At 63.7% G+C, this 13,326-nt stretch carries 12 protein-coding genes; 5 read left to right on the top strand and 7 right to left on the bottom strand.

Annotated features, from left to right (window positions below; translation table 11 throughout):
- Positions 1–242 precede the first annotated feature (242 nt).
- Positions 243–980 (bottom strand): siderophore-interacting protein, encoded by a 738-nt coding sequence (locus NHF48_RS01775; RefSeq protein ID WP_253069990.1) that lies wholly within the window; start codon positions 978–980, stop codon positions 243–245.
- Complete coding sequence (locus NHF48_RS01770) at positions 980–1,672, bottom strand: O-methyltransferase (RefSeq protein WP_253069989.1); 693 nt, start codon at positions 1,670–1,672, stop codon at positions 980–982. Before NHF48_RS01770 ends, NHF48_RS01775 begins: the two co-directional genes overlap by 1 nt.
- A gap of 146 nt (positions 1,673–1,818) precedes the next feature.
- Between NHF48_RS01770 and NHF48_RS01765 the strand changes: the two genes are divergently transcribed.
- From NHF48_RS01765 to NHF48_RS01750, 4 genes are all read left to right on the top strand, one after another.
- Complete coding sequence (locus tag NHF48_RS01765) at positions 1,819–2,622, top strand: AraC family transcriptional regulator (RefSeq protein ID WP_253069988.1); 804 nt, start codon at positions 1,819–1,821, stop codon at positions 2,620–2,622.
- A gap of 383 nt (positions 2,623–3,005) precedes the next feature.
- Positions 3,006–3,578 carry a DNA-3-methyladenine glycosylase I gene (locus NHF48_RS01760; RefSeq protein WP_253069987.1) on the top strand — a complete coding sequence of 191 codons (573 nt, stop codon included), beginning with the start codon at positions 3,006–3,008 and terminating at the stop codon, positions 3,576–3,578.
- A gap of 175 nt (positions 3,579–3,753) precedes the next feature.
- Positions 3,754–4,995, top strand: coding sequence for an MFS transporter (locus NHF48_RS01755; RefSeq protein WP_253069986.1), 1,242 nt, complete (start codon positions 3,754–3,756; stop codon positions 4,993–4,995).
- Positions 4,996–5,235: 240 nt separating this feature from the next.
- Positions 5,236–7,113: an ABC transporter ATP-binding protein gene (locus tag NHF48_RS01750; protein WP_253069985.1), complete on the top strand. Its 1,878-nt coding sequence runs from the start codon at positions 5,236–5,238 to the stop codon at positions 7,111–7,113.
- A 76-nt stretch (positions 7,114–7,189) separates the two neighbouring features.
- Here NHF48_RS01750 and NHF48_RS01745 read toward each other — a convergent pair whose 3' ends face one another.
- Complete coding sequence (locus NHF48_RS01745) at positions 7,190–8,350, bottom strand: FAD-dependent monooxygenase (RefSeq protein ID WP_253069984.1); 1,161 nt, start codon at positions 8,348–8,350, stop codon at positions 7,190–7,192.
- Positions 8,351–8,412: 62 nt separating this feature from the next.
- On the opposite strand from NHF48_RS01745, the gene NHF48_RS01740 reads away from it, so the two are divergent.
- The gene (locus NHF48_RS01740) at positions 8,413–9,063 is read left to right on the top strand and encodes a TetR/AcrR family transcriptional regulator (RefSeq protein WP_263816620.1); all 651 of its coding nucleotides are present in this window, start codon (positions 8,413–8,415) and stop codon (positions 9,061–9,063) included.
- Between the two features lie 174 nt (positions 9,064–9,237).
- Here NHF48_RS01740 and NHF48_RS01735 read toward each other — a convergent pair whose 3' ends face one another.
- From NHF48_RS01735 to NHF48_RS01720, 4 genes are all read right to left on the bottom strand, one after another.
- Positions 9,238–10,425, bottom strand: coding sequence for a TonB-dependent receptor domain-containing protein (locus NHF48_RS01735; RefSeq protein ID WP_263816618.1), 1,188 nt, complete (start codon positions 10,423–10,425; stop codon positions 9,238–9,240).
- Complete coding sequence (locus NHF48_RS01730) at positions 10,337–11,815, bottom strand: TonB-dependent receptor plug domain-containing protein (RefSeq protein ID WP_253069981.1); 1,479 nt, start codon at positions 11,813–11,815, stop codon at positions 10,337–10,339. The genes NHF48_RS01735 and NHF48_RS01730 overlap by 89 nt, the downstream gene beginning before the upstream one ends.
- Positions 11,816–12,008: 193 nt before the next feature.
- Positions 12,009–12,671 carry a DUF5690 family protein gene (locus NHF48_RS01725; RefSeq protein WP_253069980.1) on the bottom strand — a complete coding sequence of 221 codons (663 nt, stop codon included), beginning with the start codon at positions 12,669–12,671 and terminating at the stop codon, positions 12,009–12,011.
- Between the two features lie 16 nt (positions 12,672–12,687).
- Positions 12,688–13,311 carry a DUF5690 family protein gene (locus NHF48_RS01720; protein ID WP_253069979.1) on the bottom strand — a complete coding sequence of 208 codons (624 nt, stop codon included), beginning with the start codon at positions 13,309–13,311 and terminating at the stop codon, positions 12,688–12,690.
- Positions 13,312–13,326: the final 15 nt, after the last annotated feature.

Genomic DNA, 13,326 nt, shown 5'->3' with positions numbered 1-13,326 from the left:
TGAGCCCGCCGAAGGAGTCGCGATTGCAAGCGATGCTAGACTCGTCGCACTTTACGCGCCCATTTGGGCGAACGCGTCCCTACCCTGAGGCGTCCGGCGAGACCCAGAATCGGCCATTCCTAGACCTCTTGCGCCCTCCCAAATCCGGCTATTCGTTCAGTTCCGGTTTGCGGCCGGACTGGCTGCGAGCGCAAGGCAGGCGTCAGGCAGGGTAAGCGGTTAGCTGCCATTGCGCTCCACGGTCAGTCCAGGCCGGTTTTCCCGGGCGTCCAATAGGCCTTGGTGACGAGCCGCGTCGTTTGGACCGACCGCTGCCTCAGGCTCTGTCGCAGCGTTTGGATCGTTGCGGCCTTTCCAGTGAGCACGAAGGCAGATCCCGCCACCACCGCGTCGGACAGCGATGCCCCCAGCGCCGCGATGTGCGCGCCGTCCGCGCGCCTCGCGACCAGCGTGACGCCCTTGAGATCCAGGCTCTCAGCCACCTGCTGCGCGGCGGCGGCGTCTTCGACCTCGAAACAAGACGTTACGAGGCGCGTCGCGTTCTGACGGGCTACCGCATAAGCAAGGCCGATCGAGGTCTCGTCGCCAACGATGACGAGCGCCTCTGACCGACCGCTCACGTCCAGCGATGCGCGCGGACCAAAGATATTGCATGCGTCACCCGGCGAAGCGGTGCGGACCCAGGCACTCCCCGGCCCGTCGCCGTGCGAATAGCCCAGAATGCACATTCGCCCGGCCGATGCGTTCCATTCGATCGGCGTGTACGTCCGCGCCACGAAGGCCGATCCCATCGCGATCTGTACTTTTTGCCCGGGCCGCCAAGTCACGTCCTCCAGAGCGTGGCCCTCCAACGTGATCAGATGGAAGCGATCCGCCAGTCGTTCATTGGCGGTGACGGTCGCGGATTTCATCCACATGCGTGCCAGTGCCCGGCTCAACCGGCCCGGCTCTTCCACCGGCTGCGTAGCAAGCGCACCCATTACGACAGCTTCACCGAAAGTTCGTTGCCGCGACCTTCGTCCGGCAATGCCAGCGAGACATAGCCGTTAGCGGGGTTGCGGACATACGATTGATATCCTGGCTCGAACGCGTTTTCGCCGAGGATCACGGCACCGGGCTTCAGCCGCGGCTCGATCAGCTTGAGCACCGGCAGGTACAGCGAAAACGCGCCATCGACCAGCAACAGGTCGACATCGCCGCCTACATCCTTGAGCGTTTCCAGCGCATCGCCGGGGCGTATCTGGACTAGGTCGGCAAGCCCGGCCGCCTCGAGATTGGCGCGTGCCCGGGCCACCTTACCGTCCTCCAACTCGCTGCCGACAAGCTGGCCCCCGCCATTGTCGCGCAGTGCGGCCGCGAGATAGATCGTCGAAATCCCCATCGACGACCCGAACTCGACGATGCGGGTGGCTTTGCACGCGCGCGCCATCGCATAGAGGAACCGACCGTAATCCGGCGACACCGCAAAGAAGTTGTCGGCGCGGTTGCGGTATGTCGTGCGATAGTCGGCGCTTTCATCGGCAAGGAGCTCTGCGACCAGCATCTCGATCGACGCGCCAGATGCCGCAATCTTCGCCATCATCGCTTCGACGTGTTCGCGGTCCGCCGCTTCGGCGTCGCGGTGCAGCGCCTCCAGAAGGCCGAGGACGCGGGTGCTATTGAGCGTGTTCATGATCGTCCTTAGCCGATGCCCGGAGCCGGAGTGGCTCGACGGGGTGATGGCGATCGGATACCGGGAAGCGGCCTTGGCGTCATTCCGAAGGGCAGCCAGAATGTTACGCAATCTCGCCACCGTTTCTGTTGTGATGGACGTGTCTGATGCCAATCTTGAATGCCTTGCAGGAATTCGAATGGGTCGACCCGGACGACGTGCCGCGTCCGATCGTCGCCTTCGGTGCGGAGATGTCTGATGTTGGCGGGTTTGAGCTTGACCTTCATCGTCACAAGAAGGGCCAGCTACTGCTCGTCCAGCGCGGCGCCCTCAGTTGTGAAGTCGAAGGCGGCTTGTGGATCGTCCCGCCCCGCAGTGCCATATGGATCCCCGGCGGTGCGCTGCACGCGATCAAGGCAACCGGCGCGCTCGAAGGGTATAACGCGTTCGTTGATCCCGCGGTGGACACGCTTCTGCCCAAGACCTGCTGCGCGGTGTCGGTGACGCCCTTGCTGCGCGAACTCCTGACGCGCGCCGCGCATTTCCCGTATTTCTATGACGAAGGCGGTGCGAGCACGCGGCTGGTGGCGGTGCTACTCGACGAACTTGCGACGGCGCAGGTCGAGGATCTGCACTTACCGATGCCGACCGATCCGCGGCTGCGCAGCATCGTCGACGCGCTGATGGCCGCGCCGGCAAACCGGGGAACGCTGGAAAGCTGGGCAAGGCACGCCGGCATGAGCGAGCGCACGTTGCTGCGGTTGATCAGCCGTGAGACGGGGATGAGTTTCGGTCGCTGGCGCCAACAGCTCGGCGTCGTGCTGGCGGTCAAATGGCTGGCCGGCGGAGCATCGATCCAGCAGGTGACGAGCGACCTGGGCTATGAAAGCGTGCCCAGCTTTGTGACGATGTTCCGAAAGGCGCTGGGCACCTCGCCAGGACGATATATGGCTGAGCGTCACTCGGGCTGACGACTTAAACCGATAAAAATTCTCCAGTGATCTGGTGGCGGGGCCGACATGATGCTCCTCCAGGATAGCTGCCGGTCGTCAATTTCCACGGAACCCCGCCCTTGAAAGACGAACTGACCCACTTGCGGACGTTCTGACGTTTCCCCGCATCCCAACTTCACCCATTCGTTCATCTGGCTGGGCGGCAACGCTCGGCGGCCGATCAGCGGCCTAGAGGGCCTGAAAGCGAGGATTGCGATCAGTTCGGTTCGACCAGATCAACGCCGAACTGCTTAACGCCATCAAGACCTGATTCGCGCTGGCGATGGCAAACGGCATCGACACACCGGCATCGAGCGAGCATCGTCCCGGCCAGTATGCAAATCGACAGCAAAGACCCGGCAATGCCCGGCATGCCCCGCGCCGAGCTATCTCGTTGCCGATGGGCGCAGAGCGACCCTTTGCTTGCGGCGTATCACGACGACGAATGGGGCGTGCCCGAACGTGACCCGCGCGCGCTGTGGGAAAAGCTGATGCTCGACGGATTTCAGGCCGGGCTGGCCTGGATCACGATCCTGCGCAAACGCGACGCATTCCGAGCCGCTTTCGCGGGCTTCGATCCGGACACCGTCGCGCGGTTTGGCGAGCCGGACATCGCGGCGATGCTCGGCAACGCCGGTATCGTCCGCTCACGCGCCAAGATCGCGGCGACGATCGGCAATGCCCGCGCCTATCTCGCGATGCGCGACGCCGGCGAGGATTTCAGCGGCTTCGTCTGGAGTTTCGTCGATGGTGCGCCGGTGATCGGCGATGGTGCCAAGGCGCTGACCCGCTCGCCTGCCTCCGAAGCCTTATCCGCGGCGCTCAAGCAGCGCGGGTTCAAGTTCGTCGGCCCTGTCATCGTCTACGCCTGGATGCAGGCCTGCGGTCTCGTGAACGACCATGAGACGTGCTGTTTCCGTCGAACCGAACCATGAATGCGCCACCGCCGGGGTCTGGCGACCACCCTCATTCAGGGGCCGCACGGACCACAGCTGTTCGCTACCCCCCGCTGGACGATAGCCGCGACGATGCTGGCATCGAGCCTCGCCTTCATCGATGGCTCGGTGACCAACGTCGCGCTTCCCGCGATCGGCAAAGATTTCGGCGGCGGTGCGTCAGACCTCCCCCTGGATCATCAACGCGTATCTGCTGCCGCTCTCGGCGCTGCTTCTGCTGGGTGGCGCAGCGGGCGATCATTACGGCCGCCGGCGGATGCTGGTGTTCGGCACAGTCCTGTTCGCACTTGCGTCGATCGGCTGCGCGTTGGCACCGACGCTCCCGGTCCTGCTGGCAGCGCGCGGAATACAGGGCATCGGTGCCGCGATCCTGATGCCCAACAGCCTGGGAATCCTCGGCAGTTCGTTCGAAGGCGAAGCAAGGGGGCGAGCGGTCGGGACATGGGCCGCAGCCGGCGCGATCGCCAGCGCCGTCGGTCCACCGCTCGGGGGCTGGCTGGTCGACACGCTGGGCTGGCGGACGATCTTCTTCCTCAATCTGCCGGTCGCGGCTGCTGCGATCGTGGTCGCCCTGCGCTATGTCGAGGAGAGCGATCCCGGTGAGCAACCACTCGATTGGCTCGGCGCGATCTTGGTGACCGCCGCGCTCGGCATCCTAACATGGGCGCTGACGCTGTGGTCAAGCAGTCATGTCCTGTCGCCGAAAATCGGTGGGGGCCTGGGCATCGGCATCGTCCTGCTGGTCGCGTTCGTCGGCCAGGAACACCGTTTAGGCGACCGCGCGATGATGCCGCTGACGCTGTTCGCGTCACGCCCCTTCGTCGGGCTGACCTTGCTGACGCTGCTGCTATACGGCGCGCTGGGCGGATTGCTGGTGTTGCTGCCGTATCTGCTGATCGTCGGCGGCGGATACACGCCGACCCAGGCAGGCTTCGCGTTGCTCCCCTTCTCGATCGTGATCGGCACCGCGTCGCGCTTTGCTGGACGGTTGAGCGAGCGGATCGGCCCGCGCTGGCCGCTGACGATCGGGCCGATCGTTACCGGTGTCGGCTTCGCGCTAATGGCGACCGTCGACCCCAGGGCCTACTATTGGAGCAACGTGCTGCCAGGTCTGGTGGTGATCGCGCTCGGGATGGCCGGCGCGGTCGCTCCGCTTACGACCACAGTTCTTTCGTCCGTAGACGATCACCACACCGGCACCGCATCGGGGTTCAACAGCGCGATCGCGCGAACCGGCGGCTTGATTGCAACGGCGCTGGCTGGTGCCGTTGTCGCCGCATCGGTCGTACAGTTGACCGAGGCGTTCCATACCGCAGCCCTGCTGGCGGCATTTTCGGCCGTGACGGCAGGCGTCATTGCATTTCTGACACTCGGTCGAGAGCATGGCAGACGATAGCCTTACGTATGGACCCATAGTCGGCCATTCGCGCGCCCTTCCCCGTTTCCCAACTTCAGACACCCAATAATCCGCCAGGTGCGACCAGAGCTCAACCCGATATCCCGGCTGGCGACGTTGAGACGAAACCGCGAGTACCCCTGATACCACCGACTGTGTATCGGGGGCATGCAGCTGACCTCATCACCTCCAGCACTCAGGTCCGAAACGGGCTACAGCCTGTCACCTCGGAGCAGCTGAATGGCAGACGGCGTGAGACAAGGGCGCGGCGGCGTGCCCGGCCGTCCTACCACTTGGCGTGAACGACTGGGCGCATTGCGCAATCTCCCACCCTTCCTCGCCATGGTGTGGGGTAGCAGCAGGGCTCTTACCGCCACGACGGTCGCCGTACGGCTGGTCCGAGCGCTTTTGCCCGTAGCAACGCTGTTCGTTGGCAAGCTCATCATCGACGAGGTCGTGCACCTTACCCACTTAACCGCTCGTCCGGCTGGGCTCACGGGATGGCTGGGCTCCGGCCTGCTCGATCGGCTGGAGGCACTGCTACTGGCCGAGTTCGCTCTGGCGGTCGCTTCCGACCTCCTTGGCCGGATCGTGTCGCTCGTCGACGGGCTTCTCTCCGACCGTGTCAGCAACGACGCGAGCGTAAGGCTGATGGAGCACGCTGCCACCCTGGATCTCGCCGACTTCGAGGACGCAGCCTTCCAGGACCGCATGGATCGCGCGCGTATGCAGGCAAGCGGCCGCATGTCGCTGATGGGGCAGCTGTTCGGCCAGGCCCAGGACATCGTCACGGTCGTGACCTTCGCCGCGGGCCTGGTCGTTTACGCCCCCTGGCTGATCGTGCTGCTCGCCGTAGCCCTGGTGCCCTCGTTCCTCGGCGAAGCGCACTTCAACGCGCTGAGCTACGCGCTCAGCTACATGCGCACGCCGCAGCGGCGCGAGCTCGATTACGTGCGCCAGGTCGCCGCCAGCGCGGACACGGCCAAGGAGGTCAAGATCTTCGGCCTCAGCCCGTTCCTGATCGACCGCTATCGCACCATCTCACGCGACACCTACAGCGCGAGCCGACGGTTGGCGCTGCGCCGGGCGGTTTGGGGCTCGGGGTTCGCCGCTCTTGGTACGATCGCCTATTACGCGGCCTACGCCTACATTGCTTGGCGCGCGGTCACCGGATCGATCTCGATCGGCGACCTCACCTTCCTCGCGGCCTCGTTCCTGCGGCTTCGCGGACTGCTGGAAGGACTGCTCACCGGCTTCTCGTCGACCGCCGGCCAGGCATTGTACATCGACGACCTGTTCTCCTTCTTTCGGACCGAGCCCGGCATCCGCTCGCCCGAGGGAGCGCTGCCATTCCCCGATCCCGTTCGCCAAGGCTTTGTCTTCGAGGATGTTGGCTTCCGCTATCCGGGCGCCGAGCGATGGGCGGTGCGGCACCTGTCCTTCACGTTGGGATCAGGCGAGGTGGTCGCACTGGTCGGCGAGAACGGCGCAGGCAAGACCACGCTCGTGAAGCTGCTGGCCCGACTGTACGATCCGGTAGAGGGCCGTGTCCTGCTCGATGGACGCGACCTGCGCGACTACGATCTCGACGGCCTGCGCGCCGCGATCGGCGTAATCTTCCAGGATTTCGTGCGGTACAACCTGCCTGCCGCGGACAACATCGCGGTCGGTCGCATCGAGGCGCGCGGTGATCGCCGGCGGATCGAGGCAGCAGCGTCCGCCGCGCTGGCCAACGGCGTTGTTGCCAAACTTCCGGATGGCTACGACCAGATGATCGGGAAACGGTTCCGGAACGGTGTCGACCTGTCCGGTGGCGAATGGCAGAAGATGGCGATCGCTCGCGCCTACATGCGCGATGCCCAAGTGTTGATCCTCGACGAACCCACGGCCGCGCTGGATGCGCGCGCCGAGTACGAGGTGTTCCAGCGTTTCCGGGAACTCAGCGCGGGACGCTCGGCGGTGCTGATCTCGCACCGCTTCTCCAGCGTTCGTATGGCGGACCGCATACTCGTACTCAGCGATGGCAAGGTGGAGGCATCAGGTACCCATGACGACCTGCTCGCTGCCGGGGGCCGCTATGCCGAACTGTTCGAGCTTCAGGCCGCGGGCTATCGATGATCCGCGGGCGCCCAATGTCGTCCTCACGAAAGAGAGACGCATGGGATTGTAGGGGCCGATTAACGAGCGGCACCCTCTACATGTCCATCTCACCTGCCAAGAGCTTGCGATCGCGCTCCGCAAGCTCGGTGTCGTCGGCAGGAAACATCATCGCCAGGCCGTTAGTAGCAGCGCGCTCCTGAACCTCTTCGACGAACGGCCGCAGCCCATCTTCGTAACGGCGAAAGGCCGCATCGTGATCGTCGGGATACCGCTCGAGCGCGTCCGTCAGCCGGCCTGCGCCGATGATCGCCATCGAGCCGCCGAACCCTGCAAGCGGAGAGACGCAGTAGCCCGCGTCGCCGACCAAAGTAACACGACCGCGCGACCAGCAGGGCATCCTGATCTGATTGATCCGGTCGAAATAGAAGTCGTCGTCCCCGTCCACGCTGTCGAGCATCGCCGGCACTTTCCATCCCAAACCGTCAAACTGGTCGTGGATAAGGCGGCGTTGTTGGGCGCGATCGCGGTAATTATAGTCGATCTCGCCGATCGTCCGAAAACCGAAGCCGATGTCGGTTCGATCCTCATAGCCGTTCAGCATCGCCATACGCCCAGGCACGCTGAAAACTTGTGACATGTTGGCGGGAAGCAACCCGATCTGCGGCACCACCTTCAGAAAGAAATAGCCGCCCATGAAGTAGGCGAATTGCTCGCCCTCGCCAAAAACGAGCTTGCGCGTGTTGGACCGGTTGCCGTCGCACCCGAAGACCAAAGCATAGTCGCGCCGGTCGCCGTTGCTCAAGCTCACCGACACGCCGTCTCTGCCCTCATCGAGTTCGACGATCGATTGGCCGAACAGGATTTCGACTTCGTCCTTCACCGCGGCAGAAAGGATATCCAGCAGATCATCACGGTGAACCTCGTATCGTTCGTGCGCCTCTGGTTCGTTGCCGATACCGATCGATCCCAAGGTGGCGTCATCCGCGTCCTTGAACTCGAAGCCACGCGGGGGCAGCGCCTTGGCGCGCACCGCATCTGCAAGTCCCATTCGACCCAGGATTTCGATCGTCTCTCCTTCGATATCGACGGGCGTGCCGCCCCGCCGCAGTTCAGATGCCGTTTCGACGATCGTGACGCTGTGCCCGAGCCGGTTCAGCCAGTAGGCAGTAGCGAGGCCGGCAAAGCTAGCGCCACTGACGAGCGCCGATTTGTGGCCTGCTTTGATCGCAGCTGGCATCACGGTTGACGAAGGCATAGGAACGTCCTCAAATTGGATACGCTACATAACTATACTGGGTATATATTGATGTGCAAGCCATGACTGGACCGATCTCAGACCGTCGAACGCGCAAGAGGCTCGCGACACGACAGGCGATATCGGATGCCGCCACATGCTTGTTCATGGAGCGTGGCTTTGATCGGGTGACGATCGACGAGATCGCGGAGGCGGCCGATGTCGGACGCATGACGGTCTTCAATCACTTCCCGCGAAAGGAAGACATGTTCTTCGACCGCGAGCAGGAGGCTCATGATGTCGCTTTCGAGGCCATCAGATCCCGCTCACCGGGCACGTCGCCAATCGGGGCCCTTGGCGAGCTTGCCCATCGCATGGCCGACCAGCGTGAACCGGCCTTTCCACTGTTTGCGGATACCCAGGCCTTTGTCGAGACGGCGCAGGCAAGCGAGGCGCTGAAGGCTCGCGCACGGCAGATGCGGGACGACTTCGTCCGCGCTCTGGCCGTTGTTTTTGCGGAAGCTGTAGGTCGCCCCAGCGATGATGCCGATGCCTCCCTCGCTGCCGCGCTGATTACATCGGCGTGGAGCACCGCATTCGTACAGTCGCATGCTAAAATGGGCGAAACGGGCGACCTCGATGCAGCGAAGGGTACTTTCCTGGCCTTAGTCGACCGAGGAGTGCGCGGTACACATGCTGCCCTGTCTGGTACACCTTACGCCGCAGGTTCTTGACCCACAGGCGGACGCTCAAGATCGATCCGTATTCCCAATAGCGGCCATTTGTTTACATACCGGGGCATCGGGTCCTAGTGCCCCATCGTAACCGCGTACGGCGCGGACTGGCCGTAGCTTGTTGGATTTCACCTCTCCCTTTACGCCACTTGGCGATACGGACCCAGCGGGCGCCTAAAAGATGGCAGCCTTTAGCCCCAGAACGAAACGCGGCCCGTAATATTCGACCTGCAGCGGACGCTCCTTGCTGCCGAGATAGTAGTTGAGCTTCTGGTTCGTCAGGTTCGTCGCTTCGCCGAACACGGTCACCGACGGGGTCGCCTGCCAGTTCACCGTCAGGTCCAGGCTGGTGTACGCACCGTAATAGCTGTCGCCGTCGGCAGTCGCACCGTACTCCTCGATGAACGCGCCCTTGTAGTTCATCGCGGCGCGCGTCGAGAAGCGACCGTCATCGTAATAGAGCGCGACATTGGCCAGATGGTTGGCCTGTCGCGGCACACGGACCCCGCGACCGTCGGGCAACGTGAAGTTCGAGCGGATCAGCGTGTAGTTGGCGTTGACGCCCAGGTTCGACAGCAACCCCGGCAGGAAGGTCAGGCGACGCTGGACGTTGAATTCCAAGCCGTAGAGATCGCCCGCCGCGCCGTTGGCGGGCGTCAGGAACGCCACGCCCTCGATCCCGCGATAAGTCCCGATACGGCGCGAGTCGTAGATCGGGTCGCTGATCCGCTTGTAGAACGCCCCGCCCGAGATCACGCCGGCATTTCCGAAATAATGCTCGAACATCAGGTCGCCGTTCCACGCATAGGTGGGCTTGAGATCCGGATTACCGCCAGCGAACTCCAGGTCGGCCTCGCTGAACGCGCCGCCCGGCGCCAGGTCGCCGAAATCCGGACGGGCGAAACTGCGGGAAACGGCCGCGCGGAGATTGGTGTTGTCGGCGAACCGATAGGTCAGGTGCAGCGACGGCAATACGGACAGATAATCGTTCGAGCGCCGCTCGTTATCCAGCACGCCGTTGACGAGCACCTGCCCTGCGACGGTCGTCTTCGTGTGTTCGAGACGCACGCCACCGAGCAGGGTCACCGCCTCGCTCGGCTTCCACGTCGCCATCGCATAGCCGGCCGTCTGCTTCTCGTAGAGGCGAAACGTGCGACCCAGCGCGCCGCCATTTGCCGCAGTCGCCGATCCCGCGGCGTCGAGTACGAGGTTGTCACGATTGGCGATGTACCAGTTCACGAGGTCCTTTTCGGAGACGACCTGCGAGAACTGATTACGGTACTGCGCCCCGATCCCCAGCTCGTCGAGATACTGGCCGCGACCCGGCTGGTTCATCAGCGGGAAGTCCGCGAGCGTCGGCACCGCCCCCCGCGGCCGGGTTCCAGGTATAGAACAGGTCCTCGAACGCCGCATCGCGCAGCTTGTCGCGGTATTTGGCACCGACCTTGACCGTCAACGCGTCACTCAGCGGCGCGGTCAGATTGCCCTCCAGCACGATCCGGTCGGTTTCCTTCACGCGGATCCGGTAGAGCTCGACATTGGCCAGTCGCGTCAGCGCGGGGTTCATCTGGAACCCACCCGGCAGATGGTTGCTGATCGCGTCGGCCGGGTCGGTGCCGCCTTCGATCGTATTATAGGCGAGCGTGCCCGAACCCCGGTTTTCCAGCCCCTGATAGCCGACGTTGCGCTGGTCGAACCGAACGACGAAATAGCTGTTGTCGCGGCCGTTGGGCGTATCGCCGTAGCGGAACAGGTTTTCGTAATGCGCGGCCTTCCAGTCGACCTTCGCGCCACCGCCGCCCAGCATATGGACGCCGCCGACCTCGCCACCCGCTAGCTCGGTAATCAGCGTATTGAAGATATGCTGCACCTCGACGCGGTTGGAGGCGAAGTTCAGCCGGTGCTTGTAGTGCGTCTCGTCGTCGTTGAGCGAACCGTAGATCCCGCGCGCATACAGCTTGCCACCGTCGTCGAATGCATATTCCATCGCGCCGTTGAAGCCCGTGGTCTCGCGGACGCCGGTATAGTCGCGCAGCTCGAGACGAGTGATGCCGATGCCGTCACCGCCCCGACGCGGCTCGTAATTGTCGGTCGCCCAGTTGCGCTTGTAGTAGCTGCCCGACAGCACGAAGCCGAACTTTCCGTCGCCGAGACGGTCGCCGTACAGGCCGTTGAGCAGGAAACCGCCCTTGCCGGCCTTTTCCGAATAATTGCCGCCCGCGCTCAACTGTAGCGTGCGCTTGTCGGGGGCCGTCTTGGTAATGAAGTTCACCGAGCCGCCGATCGCGTCTCCTTCCATGTCCGGGGTGATCGCCTTGGCGACGACGACCTGTTCGATCAGTTCGGAGGGAAAGAAGTCGAACGCGGTGGCGCGGCTGGTGGTCTCCTCTTCGGCGGTCGGCAATCGGCTGCCGTTGATCAGCGTCGAGTTCCACTGCGACGGAAGGCCACGGACCGCGACGAACCGCCCCTCGCCCTGGTCGCGCTCGATCGCGACACCGGGCAGGCGCTGCACCGCTTCGGCCGCGTTGCGGTCAGGCAACCGGCCGATACCGTCCGACGACAGCACGTTGACGATGTTGTCGGCGTTACGCTGTGCCGCGATCGATCTCATCTCGCCGCTGACGATCGTGCCGGTGACGACGATCTCTGCGGTCCCCTCTTCGGGCGCCGGTGCGACCTGAGCCTGCGCCGCGGTAGCCAGCATCAATACACCAATACTGACGGCGGATTTGAGCATCGATTTCGTCATCACGTCACCCCTTGATTGCAGGTGTCCGCGTTTCCGGACCCCGAGATTATGCAATGTCGAATGACATGCCAATGCCGGGTCCGGCCAATTCATTGGGTGCATCGCAGCGATAGACCGGGAAGACTGTGATGAGGACGAAAAAAGGCCCCGCATACTGTCAGCATGCGGAGCCGGAACTTGCCGGACGTCGCTATTACGGCTGATTAAACTTGCCGGATCCGAGACGCTTACGGAAATAGAGCGCGGATGCCGTCGCCATCACGAGGCATATGATCGCGCCGGCATAGACGAGCCAGATGAAGAAATGCAGCCAGTCGAGCGTGACCCCGGGCAGGTTGCGGAGCAACGTCAGGACCACGCTGCCCGCATAACCTGACGCATCGGCGACATAGATCAGGAAACCAGCCGTCCCCGCGCGCCGTGTCGCTGCGACCAGACGATCGAACAGCATCGCATTGAACGGCGTATAGCCGAGATACAGCCCCAGTCCCGACAGGATCATCCAGTGCAGCGGCGACAGCCAGCCATATTGGAAGGCGAGCGTCGACAGCCCGATCAGCACGGCGCCGGCGAGGATGATCGCATGGACGACCATCAACGCGCGGACATTGTCGCGAATGAAGACCAGGCTGGCCAGGATCACGAGCGTCACGGCGGCGATCGGCACCTCGCTGGCGGTGAACACGCCCGAGACGCCTGCATACCCAAGATCGGTCCAGATCTCGGCGGCGAAATTGTCACGAAAGTCGCGGATCGCGGTGAACAAGACATACGCGATGACCAGAAAAGCGACGCCCGGACCGTAATCGCGCAGGAACGCGCGCCGCGCCGCGGCCGGCATCGGCGGGCGCGCCATCCGCTCGTCCTGTTCTTCAACCGTCGGGGGGCGGCAATTGGGCGAGGCCGATCACCGCGACGACCAGCAGCGGAAAGAACAGGAGGCCCGTCGTCGCGGGCATCCAGAACTCGCCGACATGCATCACGGTCATCAGCCACAGCCCGACCGATTTCACCATGCCGGACGAGACGATGAAGCTCGCGCACAGAACCGCGGCCACGACCTCGCTGGTCCGGCGTCCCTCGACATAGCCGAACACAAGGCCCCAGATCATCCCGAGCGGCAGGCCGTTCAGGAACAGCGCGGCGACCTTCCAGTTGGTCGGCAGCACTGCGAAAAGCACTAACGCAATCCAGGACAGCGCAATCAGGCCGACGATCGCCACGCCGCGCCGGGTCGCCGCCATTTCCGACACGATCTTGACGCCGATGAACTTCGACACCGCGTACCCGGCGACCTGTGCGATGACGATCGCGATCTTGAAATCGACGATCCCCTCCCAGCCGGGCACGTCGGCGAAAGTCGCCGCGGTGAAGGGTTTGCGGAACGCGTACATCGAGAAATAGGCGGCGAAGGCGGCGAGCCCGCCATAGAGCGAGAACAGCGCAGGATGCGCCCGTGCCAACAGGTCGGTCAGCGACCGACGCTTGGCCGTCATGCCACGGTCCCCCGC

The organism is Sphingomonas sp. H160509 (assembly GCF_024124765.2).
In the GTDB taxonomy this organism is placed as follows: Bacteria; Pseudomonadota; Alphaproteobacteria; order Sphingomonadales; family Sphingomonadaceae; genus Sphingomonas.
Note: the sequence above shows the minus strand (reverse complement) of the source record. Positions and strands in the feature narration are given on the sequence as shown.